19 protein-coding genes are annotated in these 17,232 nt (G+C 43.7%); 10 read left to right on the forward strand and 9 right to left on the reverse strand.

Features of this window, described 5'->3' with window-relative positions:
• Nucleotides 1–13: 13 nt before the first annotated feature.
• The 4 genes from ACJ751_RS23365 to ACJ751_RS23380 form a co-directional block, all read right to left on the reverse strand.
• Entirely contained in the window at nt 14–1,117 is a 1,104-nt protein-coding gene (locus ACJ751_RS23365) for an HlyD family secretion protein (RefSeq protein ID WP_407747951.1), read from the reverse strand.
• 42 nt (nt 1,118–1,159) lie between these two features.
• Entirely contained in the window at nt 1,160–2,470 is a 1,311-nt protein-coding gene (locus ACJ751_RS23370) for a TolC family protein (RefSeq protein ID WP_407747952.1), read from the reverse strand.
• Nucleotides 2,471–2,696: 226 nt separating this feature from the next.
• On the reverse strand, nt 2,697–3,269 hold the full coding sequence (locus ACJ751_RS23375) for a TetR/AcrR family transcriptional regulator (protein WP_407747953.1): 573 nt from the start codon (nt 3,267–3,269) through the stop codon (nt 2,697–2,699).
• A 220-nt stretch (nt 3,270–3,489) separates the two neighbouring features.
• Complete coding sequence (locus ACJ751_RS23380) at nt 3,490–4,476, reverse strand: pyruvate dehydrogenase complex E1 component subunit beta (RefSeq protein ID WP_407747954.1); 987 nt, start codon at nt 4,474–4,476, stop codon at nt 3,490–3,492.
• Between the two features lie 290 nt (nt 4,477–4,766).
• Here ACJ751_RS23380 and ACJ751_RS23385 point away from each other — a divergent pair, with 290 nt between their 5' ends.
• The 4 genes from ACJ751_RS23385 to ACJ751_RS23400 all read left to right on the forward strand — a co-directional run bounded on the left by ACJ751_RS23385 (nt 4,767) and on the right by ACJ751_RS23400 (nt 8,088).
• Nucleotides 4,767–6,008, forward strand: coding sequence for an acyltransferase family protein (locus ACJ751_RS23385; RefSeq protein ID WP_407747955.1), 1,242 nt, complete (start codon nt 4,767–4,769; stop codon nt 6,006–6,008).
• A gap of 53 nt (nt 6,009–6,061) precedes the next feature.
• Entirely contained in the window at nt 6,062–7,093 is a 1,032-nt protein-coding gene (locus ACJ751_RS23390; RefSeq protein WP_407747956.1) for a sensor histidine kinase, read from the forward strand.
• Nucleotides 7,090–7,800 carry a LytR/AlgR family response regulator transcription factor gene (locus ACJ751_RS23395; protein ID WP_407747957.1) on the forward strand — a complete coding sequence of 237 codons (711 nt, stop codon included), beginning with the start codon at nt 7,090–7,092 and terminating at the stop codon, nt 7,798–7,800. Before ACJ751_RS23390 ends, ACJ751_RS23395 begins: the two co-directional genes overlap by 4 nt.
• A gap of 120 nt (nt 7,801–7,920) precedes the next feature.
• A complete protein-coding gene (locus ACJ751_RS23400) occupies nt 7,921–8,088 on the forward strand; it encodes a hypothetical protein (protein ID WP_407747958.1) in 168 nt (55 codons plus the stop codon).
• A gap of 592 nt (nt 8,089–8,680) precedes the next feature.
• Here ACJ751_RS23400 and ACJ751_RS23405 read toward each other — a convergent pair.
• Complete coding sequence (locus tag ACJ751_RS23405) at nt 8,681–9,094, reverse strand: hypothetical protein (protein ID WP_407747959.1); 414 nt, start codon at nt 9,092–9,094, stop codon at nt 8,681–8,683.
• A 196-nt stretch (nt 9,095–9,290) separates the two neighbouring features.
• Between ACJ751_RS23405 and ACJ751_RS23410 the strand changes: the two genes are divergently transcribed.
• Nucleotides 9,291–9,701, forward strand: a complete 411-nt coding sequence (locus ACJ751_RS23410; RefSeq protein WP_407747960.1) for a single-stranded DNA-binding protein — start codon at nt 9,291–9,293, stop codon at nt 9,699–9,701.
• A 375-nt stretch (nt 9,702–10,076) separates the two neighbouring features.
• Here the strand turns inward: ACJ751_RS23410 and ACJ751_RS23415 are convergent, their stop codons facing one another.
• Complete coding sequence (locus ACJ751_RS23415; RefSeq protein ID WP_407747961.1) at nt 10,077–10,595, reverse strand: N-acetyltransferase family protein; 519 nt, start codon at nt 10,593–10,595, stop codon at nt 10,077–10,079.
• Between the two features lie 149 nt (nt 10,596–10,744).
• Here ACJ751_RS23415 and ACJ751_RS23420 point away from each other — a divergent pair, with 149 nt between their 5' ends.
• Nucleotides 10,745–11,464 carry a hypothetical protein gene (locus tag ACJ751_RS23420; RefSeq protein WP_407747962.1) on the forward strand — a complete coding sequence of 240 codons (720 nt, stop codon included), beginning with the start codon at nt 10,745–10,747 and terminating at the stop codon, nt 11,462–11,464.
• A gap of 60 nt (nt 11,465–11,524) precedes the next feature.
• Here ACJ751_RS23420 and ACJ751_RS23425 read toward each other — a convergent pair whose 3' ends face one another.
• The 3 genes from ACJ751_RS23425 to ACJ751_RS23435 all read right to left on the reverse strand — a co-directional run bounded on the left by ACJ751_RS23425 (nt 11,525) and on the right by ACJ751_RS23435 (nt 14,026).
• Complete coding sequence (locus ACJ751_RS23425) at nt 11,525–12,709, reverse strand: acetyl-CoA C-acyltransferase (protein WP_407747963.1); 1,185 nt, start codon at nt 12,707–12,709, stop codon at nt 11,525–11,527.
• Nucleotides 12,710–12,812: 103 nt separating this feature from the next.
• Nucleotides 12,813–13,190: a DUF3175 domain-containing protein gene (locus ACJ751_RS23430; RefSeq protein ID WP_407747964.1), complete on the reverse strand. Its 378-nt coding sequence runs from the start codon at nt 13,188–13,190 to the stop codon at nt 12,813–12,815.
• Nucleotides 13,191–13,228: 38 nt separating this feature from the next.
• Nucleotides 13,229–14,026 carry an alpha/beta fold hydrolase gene (locus ACJ751_RS23435; protein ID WP_407747965.1) on the reverse strand — a complete coding sequence of 266 codons (798 nt, stop codon included), beginning with the start codon at nt 14,024–14,026 and terminating at the stop codon, nt 13,229–13,231.
• Between the two features lie 417 nt (nt 14,027–14,443).
• On the opposite strand from ACJ751_RS23435, the gene ACJ751_RS23440 reads away from it, so the two are divergent.
• The 4 genes from ACJ751_RS23440 to ACJ751_RS23455 all read left to right on the forward strand — a co-directional run.
• Nucleotides 14,444–14,791, forward strand: coding sequence for a hypothetical protein (locus tag ACJ751_RS23440; RefSeq protein ID WP_407747966.1), 348 nt, complete (start codon nt 14,444–14,446; stop codon nt 14,789–14,791).
• Between the two features lie 46 nt (nt 14,792–14,837).
• Nucleotides 14,838–15,098, forward strand: a complete 261-nt coding sequence (locus tag ACJ751_RS23445) for a hypothetical protein (RefSeq protein WP_407747967.1) — start codon at nt 14,838–14,840, stop codon at nt 15,096–15,098.
• 113 nt (nt 15,099–15,211) lie between these two features.
• Nucleotides 15,212–16,174 carry an alpha/beta fold hydrolase gene (locus ACJ751_RS23450; protein ID WP_407747968.1) on the forward strand — a complete coding sequence of 321 codons (963 nt, stop codon included), beginning with the start codon at nt 15,212–15,214 and terminating at the stop codon, nt 16,172–16,174.
• Between the two features lie 38 nt (nt 16,175–16,212).
• Nucleotides 16,213–17,232 (forward strand): DNA polymerase ligase N-terminal domain-containing protein (locus ACJ751_RS23455; RefSeq protein ID WP_407747969.1); only part of this gene is annotated, 1,020 nt, incomplete at its 3' end.

Here is a 17,232-nt window from a genome sequence, read left to right on the forward strand (position 1 = left end):
TCATTCTTATTACTTAATCCAGGTGCACATCCACATTCACGTTCATCCCGGCCTTCAGTTGTTTCACCAGGGAATCCTGTTTATTGAATTCTATTTTAACGGGTAACCGTTGTACCACTTTTACAAAGTTGCCGCTGGCGTTATCGGGTGGCAGCAAGGCAAACTGTGCGCCGGTAGCCGGTGAAAAGGAAGTGACTGTTGCTTCAAAGTCATGACCGGGAAATGCATCTACATTGATGATCGCTTTTTGACCAATGCGCAGATCGTGGAACTGCGTTTCTTTAAAATTGGCCACTACCCAAATGTCATTATCCTGTATAATGCTGAATGTTGCCTGTCCGGCCTGTAAATATTGACCCGTCTGTACGTTTATCTTGGAGGTTATGCCATCTGCAGGAGCAGTTACTACGGTGTAGGATAAATTCAATTTGGCGTCGTCTACGTCTACCTGCCGTTGTTTAATGGTTGAATTAACCACATTTATCTGGGTAGAAGTAGCGCTGCTTTGCGAGCTCACCGCATTGGTTTGACGGGCAGCCTGGTTCTTTTGCTCTATCAATACCTGTAATTGCTTTTCTGCCTTTTCCTTGTTGGCCTGTGCCTGTTCAAATTGTTGCAGGGTAATGGAATGGTCCTTTATAAGATTGGCGTAGCGGTTGTAATCCTGCGTAGCCTGCCAAACGCTTACTTTGGCCGCTTCAATTTGTGCATCAGCGGCTCTAATGGCGGCTGCAGAGGTACCGATATTCGCTTGTGCCGCCGCCGAGGTAGCTTTGGCAGAAGTGAGGTTGCTCTGGGCGGTGGCCAATGCTGCTTCCGCCTGTTCCAGTTTCAGTTTCAGATCACGGTCGTCGAGCAATAACAAGGTATCGCCTTTCTTGACCTTCTGATTGTCTTTTACTCTTACTTCGGTTACATACCCGGAGATTTTTGGGATCACCGGGTTGATGTTGGCTTGCACCTGCGCCTCATCTGTTTCTTCATGATGCTTTGCATGCAGGTATTTACTAAAGCCAAATGCACCACCCACCACCACTAAGATGATCAACACAATTAAAAAACGCCGGTTTTTCTTTTTAGGAGCGGCTTCTGCGCCTGTTTGTTGAGTTGTTGCCATATAATATTATTGTTCCCTTTTCGTAAAGGATTTGTTCTAAAACTATTGATTAAGCAAACCTGCTTTTTGCAATAAGGTTTGATAAGCCAGCACCAGGTCTGCCTGGGCAAATGCTACGTTTAACCGGGCCTGTAACTGCGCCACATCGGCATCGAGCAGGTCGGTCAGCGTAAGCAGGTTATTGGCATATTTGTTTTTGTTGATGCGGTAATTTTCGGTGGCCTGGTCAAGTGCCTTGTTATATACTTCTATCTTTTTTACGCCCGACAGGTAATTCAGGTAAGCCTGGTTTATCGAAAGCCGGATGGCATCATCGAGCATAGCGATGCTGGCCGCCAGTTGTGCTTCCCTGGCTTTCGCCTGTTCTACTTTTGAATTGGTTTTCCAAAGCGACGACAGACTGTATTTCACCCCAATGCCGGCATTCAGCGCATTGGTGATAGTTAAAAATTTGGGTATATCAGCGGCCACATAACCACCGGTGAGCGCCAGCGAAGGATAATAGTCGCCCCTGGCTATTTTCACCCCCGACTGGGCTGCCTTTTGGCGATAGTCCAATGCTTTCAGATCATACCGGTTTGATGCAGCCAGCTGTTCATATTCTTCAATAGTTTTAACGGCGGCGGGCGGAACAAAGCTGGTAGAATCCGTTATCAGCTGTATTTTTTCCGAAAGCCCCAGCATGAGGTTCATATTCACAATGGCCAGCTGGTGATTATTCTGGGCATCGAGTAAACTGAGTTCCAGGTTGGAGGTTTCCTGCTGTGCTTTTAACAGGTCATTTCTGGCCAGGGTGCCATTCCGTTCCAGGTTAATAAAATCGGTGTCACGCTGGCGGGACTGCTCCAGGTTTTCCTCCACCAGTTTTACCGCAGCGCCGGCTTTATACAGATTAACATAGGCGGCAATGGTATTTAATATCACTCCCTGGCGATCATTATCTGCATCCAGTTGGGCGGCTTTTTCCAGGAATTGTGCGGATTCAATGCCATACTTCACCTTAAACCCGGCAAATAGGGGGAGGGAAACATTGGCCATCACAAACATGGCCTGGTTAATATTTCCCGGGGAGATGGCGTTGCTATCGCCGGGGCCGGCAGCCGTTTTTATATTCAGTTTGGGGTGGTTTACCCGTAAATAGGAGCCGTTGACACCCACATCGGGCAATCTTCTTTCCGAAGCTTCTTTAGTGGCGGCCACTGCTTCGGTGATCTTTGCCTGGCTAAGCTTTAACTGTTTGCTGTTCTTAATGCTCAGGTCTATTGCTTCCTGTAAGGATATCCGCTTGCTTTCCTGGGCGTTTGCGAACATAAAACAGCCCAGAAAACAGAAAAGCAGCAAGACTCTACTCATATCAGTTCTATTCATACTAAAATGGCTTTTAACAGGGATGGTAAATAATGCCGCAGGGCTGGCATTACGCAAGGAATTGGAAGCAGGCTTCAACACGGTTTCAATTTGCAGGCCAGGGGTCGTTCATACCCTTTAACCCTTTCAACACCCTCCCTTTCTTCAACAACTTGCGCTGTATAATCCACCATCTTAAATGAATAAATATTCATCTAATAGGTAAAAAAATTTAGGCTTTAATGCCATCCCAACATAACTGGAAGTTGGCTTCCAGGATCTCGTCGGTCAATTTTATATTATAATAAATAGTTCTTTTAGCTATTTCGTTAATGGAACCGATCATAAAGGCCAGCAGCCAGACGGTGTCCATATTCTTTATTAAACGTTCTGTTTTACCCCGTTCGATCAACTGCAGCATTGGTTCAAACATTTTGCGCAGCCTGTTCTTCGACTCCTCATCAATAAAGGGAGAATGAAAACATTGCTCAATAAAAATGCTCTCATTGAAATGAGCGACGCGGCGTTGCACAATATTCAGCCAAATGGTATGGAAACCGATCTTGAATGGCTGTTCGGGGTCATAATTGCTGAAAAAGGTACTGGCAGAGCTTCTGGTGCACACATCGAACAGCGCATTTATCAGCGCCTCCTTGTTTTTGAAGTAGATATATAGCGTACCGGTGGCAATGCCGGCCTCTTTGGCCACCATTTGCATAGTGATACCCGACAATCCGTTCGCTTTTACCAGGTTGAGGGTAGCCTTGTAAATTTCATTGATCTTATTCTCGTCTCTGGGTTTCACAACACAAATTTAAATGAATATATATTCAGTTAAAAGCTTTGGGAGAATTATTTTTGAAGCCCCGCCGGTTTTAGATTCCGGGTTCAGCAGTTGTCCCGGAAGACGCATAAAATCGAAACCGGCAACAGATAACAGAACTAATGCTGTTTTCCGTTGCCGGTTTACTATAGATCAATTAGCCACTTGTAGTCTTGACCCTGAGGTCCCTACCCTTGTGCCTTTATTTTCTCTGATACATTACTTCTTTTACCAGGCGAACTGTTTTGTCAACAGTTGGTAAAGCAAGTTCAACCAGGTTAGCCGCATAGTGCAGAGGCGCATCGGCAGCGGTGAGGCGGCGGATAGGCGCATCCAGGTAATCGAAAGCTTCTTTTTGAATGCGGTAAGCAATCTCAGAAGACACCGAACACATAGGCCATTGTTCTTCAACAATTACCAGGCGGTTGGTCTTTTTAACGCTTTCGAGAATGGTGTGCCAGTCGAGCGGACGAATCGTACGCAGGTCAATCACTTCAGCACTAATGCCTTCTTTTTCCAGTTCAGCGGCGGCGCCCAGGGCAACCTTCATCATTTTATTGTAAGAAACGATGGTAACGTCGGTGCCCTGTTTCTTTACATCGGCTTTACCGATCTCGATAATGTATTCTTCTTCAGGAACTTCGCCTTTATCGCCATACATTACTTCGCTCTCCATGAACATCACGGGATCTTCATCGCGGATGGCGGCTTTCATCAAACCTTTGGCATCGTATGGGTTAGAAGGAGAAATTACTTTAATACCGGGGATATTTGCATAATAGCTTTCAAAAGCGGTAGAGTGCTGGGCACCCAACTGGCCGGCAGAACCGTTTGGTCCGCGGAAAACGATGGGACAACCAATTTGGCCGCCGCTCATAGCCAGCATTTTTGAAGCTGTGTTTAAAATCTGATCCAATGCCAGTACGGCAAAGTTCCAGGTCATGAATTCAACGATAGGACGTAACCCGTTTTGAGCAGCACCTACCGCAATACCGGTGAAACCCAGCTCGGCAATAGGCGTGTCAATAATTCTTTTAGGGCCGAATTCTGCCAGCATACCCTGGCTTACTTTATAAGCACCATTGTATTCAGCTACTTCTTCACCCATCAGGAAAACCCGGTCGTCTCTCCTCATTTCTTCACTCATAGCTTCGCGGAGCGCTTCGCGAAATGCGATAGTTCTTGCCATTCTGTATTCAGTTTTTAAAACCCGGCAAAATTATTGGTTGAGGAGCATAATAACAAATTGCCGGGCAACAATAAATTAAATGTCTAATAGACAGAAAGTCAGGCTTTAGTTAAAATGCAGGCTGCGGGCTACTTTAGAACGATTTTCAGACCCCAATTTCGGGTTTCCGGATACCTGGTAATCGGGAACTAATTTCTTCTTTTCGTCCTCACACCCTACCAAACCGTCCATACGTCAAAGTAATTTTATCCTCCCTGCCCCGGAAACTAGGTTTGTAGAAAATTAACCATATGCAACCAGTTTCTACCGCTTCAAACCGCCAGGCCTACCTCGACTGGCTTCGAATTGCCTCCATTCTGGCAGTTTTCTTTCTGCATTCCTCCATGGCGTACGTGTCTGAATGGGAATGGCATATCAAAAACCCGCAAACCAGCAGTTTGCTCATGGAGCTGAATTTCTGGCTCGGCCGGTTCAGAATGCCGCTGTTGTTTTTCATTTCAGGCACCGTCACTTATTTTATGTTACAAAAAAGAAGCACCGGTGCCTTTATCGGACTTCGCTTCAGGCGGTTATTTATTCCGCTGGTATTTGGAATGCTGGTGATTGTACCACCGCAGATCTACATGGAACGACTGACCCAGGGCTATAAAGGGAGTTTTTTCGATTTCTACCCTAGTATATTTACCACCGGCGTTTATCCAAAAGGTAATATGAGCTGGCATCACCTGTGGTTTATCGTTTACCTGTTTTTATATGACATATTATTCGCGCCTTTGTTCAAATGGATCATGAGCGAAAGCGGCAAACAACGATTGTCGTTCTTCACCAGGATGGCCAACAAAAAATGGATCTATGTGCTGATGCTGCCAGCAATTATTATTTTCACTACTTTGAACCGGATGTTCCCAGAAACGCACGACCTCATACACGACTGGTGCCGCCACCTGTACTGGTTGTCGTTTTTACTCACCGGGTTTGTTTGCATCAACTTCCCCGCGTTGATGGATAGCCTGGAAAGAAACCGCCGTACATCACTATTGCTGGCATTCCTGAGCATTATTGCCATTTACTATATCCGTTGGAACAATCTGGAACCCGATCATTTTTTTCACAACTGGCACGATTGGTTTATATATGCTTATAGAGCATTATACCCGTTCACCGCCTGGGCCTGGATCTTCACCGCTATTGGGTATGGCAAACGTTACCTGAATAAAAAACACCGCATTCAGGATTATATTAACCAGGCTGTATATCCGTTTTACATTTTACACCAAACGGTGATTGTGATAGTGGTATTTTATGTAATAAAGTCAGGCGATTCGGTGCTTAGTAAATTCCTGTTTACATTTATCATTTCCTTTGCACTGGTGACCTGTATTTATCATTTGTTTATAAAACCCTATGCGGTTACGCGGTTATTGTTTGGAATGAAACCGAAAAAGAAAGAACCGAAGCCAGCTGTTGTAACAAGCGAAGCTTCAGTGGAGAAATCAGCAGAAATACTACAACCGGCCGTTCAAATAGCGTAAATTACAAGCCATGAAATGTAGTTCCATTTGGCCCCGTAAATAATAATTATAAGATGAAATGGTTTTGGAAATATGTATTCCCGGGTGTGTTTGGGTTGGCGGTATATACCACCATTCGAATAGTGAACGACACCACTACAGGAGAAAAGTTCTGGGAAAGAAAGTGGCAGATAAACGCCATTGAAATCATACTGGTTGTTGGCTATGCCTACCTGTTTAATAAGATCGTGCTGTATTTCGTTAATAGGTTCAACCAGCATCAGCGTTTGCCAACAGGCAGCGATGTATTAAAAGAGTTTGCCACGCTTTCAGTAGTAAGTTTTGTGGCGGTCAATCCCCTTTTGTTTATTGTTCATTACCTGATACAATCACCGGTTAAATGGAACGATTTCGCCATTGCCAATGTAGTAGTGATCTTATACGTACTGTTGCATTACGCCATTGCACGCGGCAACAGTTTTATCAGGGCTTACATCGAGCAGCGGCTGCAAATGGAAAAAATAAAGAACGACAATTTACAAACAGAACTCAAGTTCTTAAAAGCGCAGTATCATCCGCATTTTTTATTCAATGCACTTAACACCATCTATTTTCAAATGGATGAAAACATTGCGGATGCCAAGAAAAGTATAGAAAAATTCTCAGAGCTGTTGCGCTACCAGTTGTACGATCAACAGCAAACAGTACCGGTTAGCCATGAATTACATTACCTGGAGAATTTTATAGAATTACAAAAAGTAAGAAGCTCCGACAAGTTACAACTGCGGGTACATTTTGATAGTTCCCTGAATAGCGAACAGGTGTATCCGCTGTTGTTTCTCCCGCTTGTAGAAAACGCCTTTAAATATGTAGGAGGTGATTATCAGATCAACATAGAAGCCAGTAAAGAAGCCAATCACCTGCGGTTTGCAGTAGCCAACTCGGTACCCGCAGAAACTCCCTGGATAAAAGATCAATCCCGTAACGGCATTGGCTTGGAGAACCTGAAAAGAAGACTGGAATTATTATACCCGGGAAAACATATATTTACCACTACTAAAAAGGATAACACCTTTTTTGCAGAAATACAATTACAACTATCATGACGCCAACCATAAAATGCATTATTACCGATGACGAACCATTAGCCCGGAAAGGCTTGCAGGGCTATATAGAAAAGATCGATTTTCTGGAACTGGCCGGCGTTTGTGAAGATGCCATACAACTGAATTCATTACTAAAGCAACAACCAGTCGACCTGCTTTTCCTGGATATAGAAATGCCCTATGTAACCGGTATCGATTTCCTGAAGAATACGCCCAATGCGCCCAAGGTCATTTTCACCACTGCCTACGAACAATATGCCATAAAAGGGTATGAACTGGATGTACTTGATTACCTGCTAAAACCTATTTCGTTTGAACGGTTCCTAAAGGCCGCCAATAAAGCCTATGATTACTTTTCCAGTACCATCTCTAACGCCGGCAACTACCTCTTCATTAAAACCGATAACAAACTGGAAAAGGTAAACTTACAGGAATTGCTCTTTGTAGAGGCCATGGAGAACTATGTCGCCCTGTATACCGCCGACAAAAAACTGGTCACCCACTCTACCTTGAAAGCCTTACAGGAAAAATTGCCTGCCGGTCAGTTCATTCAGCCGCATAAATCGTACGTGGTGAATATACAATGCATTCAATCTATCGAGGGCAACATATTGCATGTAGGTGGAAAGTATCAGATCCCGATTTCTAAATATCAGAAGGAGGAGATCATGGAGCGGATTGTGAATGATAAGTTGCTGAAGAAGTAAGAAGCTAATCATTTCCATTAAAAATAACTCTTTGGGAGCTTTCCATTTTGGAGGAAATCTGATGATCTTAAATACAGAAGCCGCAAACAAATTAGTTGAGAAATACTTTAAACAATAAATATGGGACTGATAAGAGAACCTTTGGATGTCGATTTTGAGGTAGAGCCCAAATCATTAACACAAAAAGAAAAAGAGGCTATTAGTCAATACATACATGACTACAAATTGAAACAGACAAAGAAAAGTAAAAAGAAAAGGGCTTCTACGCGCAAAAAGGTGAAACAATAAATTCAATTGATATAGGTATTATTTACCCGCAACTACAGCATTTAATTCATTCTTCATTCCATGTTTTGATAAGCCGTTCAGTTTGCGTATTTACAACAAGAACACCTGCTGTTTCCTTTCAACGACTTCTTTTAAATATCGATCATACAACAGCGCCTGTATTTCCTCCTCTCCTTTTCTCGCGTTCAACATTGTCATTGCTTCGCCGGTAACTGATCTTACTCAATAAATTTCTGCGCAGGATGACTCGGACATTGGTGCCTCGTCCTAAAAAACTACTATCGGAGGTGCCTTGGGATTGCCTGGGGATTGTAGGGGAGTTGCCTGGTAGTTGCCTGGGAGTTGCCTGGGAGTGGTCTGAGAGTTGCCTTGCGTACTAGGGTGCCCAGGCAATTCCCAGGCAATACTTAGGCCATTACGCTACAAGTTTACTACCATTACGGTACCATTGCCTGCCAACTGTATAGGTACAGTATTCATGCACCGATGCTACAATACTCCACACAGCCTCCAACTCCATACTTGAACGCTGCCAACTCCCGGGATATCCTTAGGATTACCCCTATTTAAAGCGCATTTCCTAAATGTGAGATCACTGTATACGCCTCACCACCACCTGCTTCTTTTCCCTTACAAAATGCTTTTTGCGGGTATCCTTTACGACCAATACCTTTTCCTGATCGATGGAGCGGTAACCATATTCATAACAATAATAGTAATGCTCTTTCTTATCGGGATGATAATGTTCCGTCATGTAGTCAAAATGAAAACCTCTTTGAACCAGCTTATGCCGCTCAATCACCAATACCTTCTTCTCCAAAGGTTCCAGTAAATCCTCCAGGATCCTTCTGTTCCTTCGTAAAATATTATTGATGTTCCGCACCAGTGGGCTCGAATAACTATTCATCCGGTTGTTGTAGTTATTACGGCATGAGTCGTCGCAGAATTTTTTATCTGTGCGGCCTTTAATAGGCCTGTCACAGGCCAGACAGTTCTTAGCAGTCATTATCAAAGGTTTGAATGGCTATTGAAGATGAAAAGTACAAAAAATAGTCGTTTGTAAACGACAAGCAAACGTTTAAAATCGAGTACAAACGACAAAAAACCGAGTATGGCTTTCCGTGGGTTGCATCTTTGAGTTGTCAAATCGAACGGCCCTCCCGATAGACTGAAATAAATTAGTAATCTTTAAAAATACAGTTATGTACGCAATTAAAAACAAAGTTCAATTGATTGGTAACTTAGGACAGGAACCTAATATCCGCACTACCGAAACCGGTAAAAAAGTGGCCCGCTTTTCTATTGCCACCAATGATATATATAGAAACTCAAGGGGTGAACGAATCAGAGAAACTTTATGGCACACCGTTATAGCCTGGGGTAAACTCGCAGAGATCGCCGAAAAGTATTTAACCAAAGGCAGAGAAGTGGCCGTGGCCGGTAAACTGGTCCATCGTGAGTACACCGATAAAAATGGCATTAAACGTTTTATTACAGAAATAGTACTGAACGAGTTAGTGATGCTGGGTGGCGGACCAAGGTATCAAAATGAAACTGCAGAGGAAGCAGAAGCAGAAGAAGCAGAAGACTTTGATGCTGAAATGGATAGTTAGTTCTCATGTAGTGAAGGGTTATAAGCCGTACCCTGACTAAGTTCAATATGCGCTTTGAAAAACCGGGTTCACCTGGTAGTGCTGTAAGTACTCAAACTAGCATTAAAATCCAATTCAATTATAGTACAGTTGTTTGCTCTTTTGAAGAGAAGACCATGTGTTAACTGTACGCCATTCTACTAATGAGTACTATAAGGCAACCAGGCGAGCAGGTAATCCTGCCAGATGAAATAATTTTCAGTAAGGGAGTATAACAGTGAAGATAGTTGTTGTTCTCTATAAGCATATGTGTTATCAGGTGCTCCCTCCGCATCCCATAACGGGTGTTGGTATTTGTTGTGTGATAACCCTCCCGATTTATCGGGAGGGTTTATTTTATAATGCTTTCTTCATCAACCAATCTGTTTGCGGATCATTCCCTAACATAAACACATGCTCACCAAATTGCTCGAACCCCCATTTGGAATAAAAGGCAATCGCCTTATAATTTTTCTCCCAAACGCCCAGCCAGATCACCCGGGCATTCTTTTGCTTTGCTATCTCAATGCATTGCTGCATCAGGGCGCTCCCTACGCCCTTCCCAATACTTTTTTGTACTGCATAAATGCGGGCAATTTCTATAGCGGGGCCATCTTTCAATAAAACCGGGTTGGGTGATTCACGCATGCGCGCATAGCCCACTGCTTCATCTCCCTCATAGGCCAGTAAAAAGATATTTCCTTCAGCCCCTACCTCTTCCATTAATTTTTCCCTGGTAAACTGTTCATTCAGGAACTTATCCATATCCTCCTGGGTATTATCAGCCGCAAAAGAATCGTAAAACGTTTGCCGGCTCAGGTCAGCTATCAGAGCTGCGTCTTTTTTGGTTGCTTCTTCTATGCGAATGGTACTCATGCTGTAAAGGTACTTTTGAAAAGGCAGTAATGATTTATATCATTTTTTCCTGCCATATATTCTTTGTATCTTTTTCATTCCCTTTTCCTATACGCTGTCCATCCCTGTAAGGCTTCTCCTAAAATTAATTAAACCCAAAATGCTAAAACATGAGAAAACTCTTTCTCTGCTGGCTATTGCTCCCGCTTCTCGGATCAGGCCAATCTAAAACTGTTGTAAACACTTTCAGAGCATTTCCCAAACCTGAAAAGGTGGCTGAGTTTGAAAAAGCGCTTGCGGCTCATGCGCAAAAGTATCATACGGGTGACTGGAAATGGCGTACCTATGAGGTGCTCTCTGGTCCCGATGCGGGTGCCTACCATGTTACAGAAGGCCCTAACAGTTGGGCTCAGCTTGATGAGCGAAAAGACATCAGCAAGGAACATACGGCTGACTGGAATATGAATGTATCACCCTTAACTACCAGTCAGGGTTCAAATAGTTTTGCCGTTTACCGGGAAGAGCTGAGCTCCGTTCCTTTAACCGAATTCACCGACAAAATGGCCATCACCCATGTTTTTCCCAAACAAGGTTATGGCGATACCATTGCAGCCCTTATAAAGAAAGTAAAAGTAGTATGGGATAAAACTAAGGAGCCGGTGGCAGTTTACCAGGCTTCGGGTTCAGGCCCCACTCAATATATCCTGGTATTCCGTTATAAAACCGGTTGGAAAGAAAGAGACCCGGCCTTCCGCAAACCTTTTATGGAAAGATATAAAGCCGAATACAACGATAGTGGTTACAATGATTATATGGCCGCCATCCAGCAATTTGTTGAAAGAAGTTATAGTGAAATGCTTTCTTATCGTGCCGATCTTAGTTCCAAATAAAACAATGCCCCCGGTCCCGGCCTGGCCGTCGGGGGCTTGTTTTATAAACAGATTATTATTTTACATGCTTTCAATAATCATTGCGGAAGCGCCGCCACCACCATTACAAATCCCTGCCGCGCCGTATTTACCATTATTATGTTTCAATACATTAATGAGCGTAACAATAATGCGCGCCCCACTACAACCTAAGGGATGACCCAACGAAACTGCGCCGCCATGTACATTTACCCTGGCCGGATCGAGCTTCATCCGCCGGCTGTTTTCAATTCCCACTACCGCAAATGCTTCGTTCAATTCCCAATAGTCGATATCAGTCATTTTTAACCCGGCTTTGGCTACCGCTTTGGGAACTGCTATAGATGGAGTTGTTGTAAACCATTCCGGCGCCTGTTCTGCATCGGCATAGGAAACTATTCTGGCAATTGGTTTTAAACCCAGCTCTTCGGCTTTTTCTTTACTCATTAATACCAACGCTGCTGCACCGTCGTTCAGCGTACTGGCATTGGCAGCTGTTACAGTGCCATCTTTTTGGAATGCTGGTTTTAACTCGGGTATCTTATCGAACTTTACATTAAAGGGCTCTTCGTCTTTAAAGAATTTGATCGGATCGCCTTTGCGTTGCGGAATTTCTACCGGCACCACTTCATCGGCAAACTTGCCGGCTGCCCAGGCAGCCTGACTGCGTTTATAGCTTTCAATAGCAAATGCATCCTGTTCTTCGCGGGTTATGCCACATTCCTTCGCACACAACTCCCCCGCATTTCCCATGGCCTGCCCATCATATGCATCGGTTAACCCGTCTTTAGCCAGTCCATCAATTAAATTGGTATTGCCGTATTTATTACCCCAGCGCAAGCTGTCAACATAAAAAGGCACATTGCTCATGCTTTCCATACCGCCGGCCACCACAATATCGGCATCACCCAGCGCAATACTTTGTGCCGCCTGGGCAATGGCTTTCATGCCGCTGGCGCATACTTTATTCACCGTAGTGCAATTCACTTCGTTTGGTAGTCCGGCAAATTTTGCCGCCTGGCGGGCAGGGGCCTGTCCCAGGTTAGCCTGAATTACGCAGCCCATCAACACATCCTGCACCTGGTTAGGTTGCAATCCTGCTTTTTCCAATGCTGCTTTTATGGCTATGGCGCCCAGTTTCGGGGCTGTAAAATCCTTCAAACCACCGCCGAAACTACCTATGGGAGTGCGAACGGCTGAAATAATATAAACTTCCTTTTTGTTCATATAGTAAGTTCTGTGTAAAGATGTGGGTTTGTTAGCGGCACAAAGATAGAGCTTTACTAACAATCGTTAGCTCTTAAATAACGAATTCCGGCACCGTTTTGTTCTATTCCTCCCGGCCAAACAATTTCCGTAACTCCGGCTTTGCTTTTTCCAACGGTTGTTTTTCTTTGGCGGTAAGGTGTTTACCGGCCCGGTTGATGTAAAAGTTCAGCATCGACATCGCTGATTGATACGGTGTGCCTTTTCTTCGTTTACTTTTTTCGGCGGAACGCTTTAATGAACTTGCGATCTTTTTCGGGTCTTTTGATTTGAAGATGCCCGATTGCAAATCCAGCGCATCGCTGGTTTCCATTACCTGGTGCGACCATTTCTTTGGCGCTGTCTTCTTTTTCGCCGCTTTTTTCGGGGTTGATCTCTTATGAGCTGTAGTTGTTTTCCTGGCAGTGGTGGTATGCTTCTTTTTCTTTGCTGCTGTTGCCATATAATCGTTTCTTCAACCGATGCAACCACAATACCATGTTACTTCTTTAAAAATTGCATAATAGCAGCTGAAAACTCCGGTGTTTTGGAGGCGTTGTTATGATCGCCGGGTGTGGTTTTATATACCCCATGTGTGAAAAGGGTTGCCAACTCTGCGGCATTGCCATTATCACTGTCCTCACTTCCGCAAATAACCAACACCGGTTGCTGTACTTTTTTCAAAGTTTCTTTTGGGGTGGAAGGCTGTTCTTTTTGCAACAAGGCCAACGCCTGTTGATCGAGCCCGGACTTTTTAACATAACTAACCATTTGCGCCAGTTCGGGTACGCTATCGCCCGACAAAGCCCGGTAGAACATTTTGCGGCGCGGCCATTCGGGATTGGTAAAATCGGTACCCATGCCACCCAACACTGCTTTTTTAACCCGTTTATCCAACACCAGCAAACGGGCAGTTATAATAGAACCGCGGGAATACCCCACTACTGTATAATGCTTAATTTTTAAAGTATTCAGCAAACCCATAATATCTTTTGCTTCGGCATCATTGGCATAAGACGAAGCATCATGCGGCTTATCAGATCTTCCATTTCCCCGCATATCGAAAGTAATCACCTGGTATCCTGCCTTTAACAGATCGGTATATAAGGCCGTTCTTTTCCACGATTCGCCATTGACAATAAACCCATGCACCAGTACCACCGGTTCACCGGCGCCTCTTACTTCGTACCAGATCTTTGTTCCATCAAATGAAGTGTAATAGCCTGCTGTGGAGTCTGTTTGTGAAAATATCAGGCAGGTAGTTAGCAGAAAGGCAGATAAGAATAGCCATTTTTTCATAGACTTAAGATACACTATTTAGCAGCCACAAAATAAAAAACCCTCCCGGTAAAACCGGGAGGGCAAGTGATATTTTTTTCCCTTTACTCTTAGTATCCAGCATTCTTACCACCTTTTTACAAGTGTAATTGCCAGAAGGAAAAAATTATCGCTTGTTATAATTATTAAAAATTCCGTGCCAACTGGTGATATCGGTCCCTTTAGTTGGGATCTAACCAATTAAGCTACTTTCCGTCCAAAACCGGATGCTTGTGTAGAAATATTTCTTCAATCTGCCCCTTTCTTTACCAACATTACAAAGTGGTGACTGCAATTACAGCGCATTGGTTGGCATAGGTTTTTGAAATGATACTTAGCATTATTACCAGATTGGTATTCAAATGATCGCATACTATTTTTTCATTTAAAAACTTGTTTATGGAAACGAAACCTACTGAAATGACAACCCTGACCGCGGTACTGGAAAAATTAAGACATCAACACAACGATAATGAATTTACCATTTCTAAAGATGGGTTCACCACTACCAATGGTAAATTCTACAAACCTGAAGACCTGACCATCATCAAAACGTATCGTTTTGAAGGACAATCAGACCCTGCCGATTCATCTATTGTTTATCTCATTCAGGCCAAAGATGGCACAATGGGTTACTCCATGGATGCATACGGCGTTTATTCTACCCATGAAGAGGTGAATTATGATGATCTTATAAAACAGATCCCGGTTGAGGAACGTGATGAACAGGTTATTTTTCATGACTAATTTCATTGAACCGTCCTTTTATTTTTCATTTTAAACCTTGCAGGAGATGGAAGAACTACAAACGAAATCGATGAGTCTGTCAGTAAGTGGTAAAACTATGACCTGCCAGATCAAGGAAAGAGATTTTGGCGACATGATCGTATTCGATGTGTTTTCTGAAGACAATTACCTGTTCACGCTGACGCAACAGGGCGATGTATTGTTTAATGAATATGAAGTGGGGCATCAGAAAAGCATTATGGATCCCCGTCAGTTGAATATATTGATAGAAATGGTTAAAGAAAAATTAGATTCAGAACCGGAATAACCCCTGCCCCAAACCGTAGTATATCTTTCCTGACTCTTACTATACTGTTAAAATATCCGGAAACAACTAACGGGTACAAAATGCATGTAACTTCATGCTATTAATTTTTTTGCATGTTGCGTAAACATTTCTTTAAATTTCTGCCATTGCTACTTTGCCTGATAACTACTTTGACGTTGCAGGCACAGATAGAATATCCCTACCCTGTTAAATACTGTAAGATTACCCTGGAAAACAGACCGGTTCAAATTGCCTACATGGATGCGCAACCTGATTCTGCTGCCAATAAAACCGTTATGCTTTTTCATGGTAAGAATTTCAATGGCTATTACTGGAAAGATGTAATGGCCTTTTTAGTAAAAGCCGGTTTTCGGGTAATCGTTCCCGACCAACCTGGCTGGGGAAAATCAGATAAACCTGATATCCATTACAGCTTTCATATGTTGTCATACGCCATGGATCAGTTGCTCGACTCCCTGCATGTGCCTAAAGTTTACCTGGTTGGCCATTCCATGGGTGGTATGCTGGCAGCCCGTTTTGCCATGCTATACCCAGATAAGTTAATCAAACTGGTGCTGGAAGATCCTATTGGCCTGGAAGATTATAAACGCTTTGTTCCCTATCAAACCATTGACCAGTTGTACGAAAAAGAGGTGCACGCTACCTATGAGTCGTATAAAAAATATCAGCAATCATATTACCCCCAATGGCAGCCTGAGTATGAGCAATATGTTCAGGCCCAGGCAGAGGTGCTTAAAACGCCCGATTTCTCCCATATCGCCTGGGTAAATGCCATTACATATCAAATGATCTATGAACAACCGGTGTGTTATGAATGGGACCGCATTATGGCCCCCACCCTGTTGATCATTGGCACTGAAGACCGCACCGTAGTTGGCAAAGCCCTGCTAAGTGATGATGATAAGAACAGGTACGGCCAATACCCGGCCCTCGCAAAAAAAACAAAGGAACAAATTCCCAATGCCCTTCTGTATGAGGTACCCGGCGTTGGACATATACCACATATTCAGGATTTAGGACAATTCAGACAGGTGTTATTATCCTTTTTGAAGTAAAAGCTTATTCATGGCATAACTTTTTTGAATCCCTTCATATGAGTCTTGCCACCTATAAAAAGAAACGGTCGTTTAATCAAACACCGGAACCGGCGGGTAAAAAACCAGCCGGTAATAAGAAAGCTGTTTCCAGCCAACTCCATTTTGTTGTTCAAAAACACGATGCCACCCGGTTGCATTACGACTTCCGGTTGGAAATGGAAGGCGTGCTGAAGTCATGGGCCATTCCCAAAGGGCCTTCTATGAACCCGGCCGACAAACGCCTGGCCATGATGGTGGAAGACCATCCTTACGATTACAAGGATTTTGAAGGCATTATTCCCGAAGGCAATTATGGCGCCGGCACCGTGATCGTTTGGGATGAAGGCACCTATGAACCCATAGCGTTCAATGGCGATCCTCAAAAAGCAGAAAAGCATTTGCTGGAACAATTGCGCAAGGGTTCCTTAAAGATCACCTTACATGGTAAGAAATTAAAAGGCGAGTTTGCCCTGGTGCAAATAAAAAGCAGCGAAGACAACGCCTGGCTGCTGATAAAACATAACGACAAATACGCCACCCAAACAGATGTTACCAAAAAGGCCAAATCAGTGCAATCAGGTATGAAGCTTGAACAGGTGGCCAAGGAAAGCACCAATGAATGGGTAAGCAACAAGAAATCTTCCACAAAGAAAAAAAGCAGCGCCGCTAAAAGATCACCAGCCAAAGAAGTGGTAGCTGAAAAAAAACAACCCGCTAAAAAAAATGTCCCCCAGGAAATAGACAACCTCTTACAAAAAGGTAAAAAGCAAGCCATGCCATCGGGCATCATTCCCATGCTGGCTACCCTCACCGATAATTCGTTCGATGACAATGACTGGATCTTCGAAATAAAATACGATGGTTATCGCGCCCTTTCCTATATAGATGGCGGAGATGTAACGGTTATGTCAAGAAAAGACCTTTCCTTCAATAAAAAATTCCCGCCGGTAGTAGAGGCCTTGAAAGAACTGGGGTTGGAAGCCATACTTGACGGCGAGATCGTTGCCCTGAATGAGGAAGGCAGAAGCGATTTTCAA

Source organism: Niastella sp. (genome assembly GCF_045805085.1).
Taxonomy (GTDB): domain Bacteria; phylum Bacteroidota; class Bacteroidia; order Chitinophagales; family Chitinophagaceae; genus Niastella.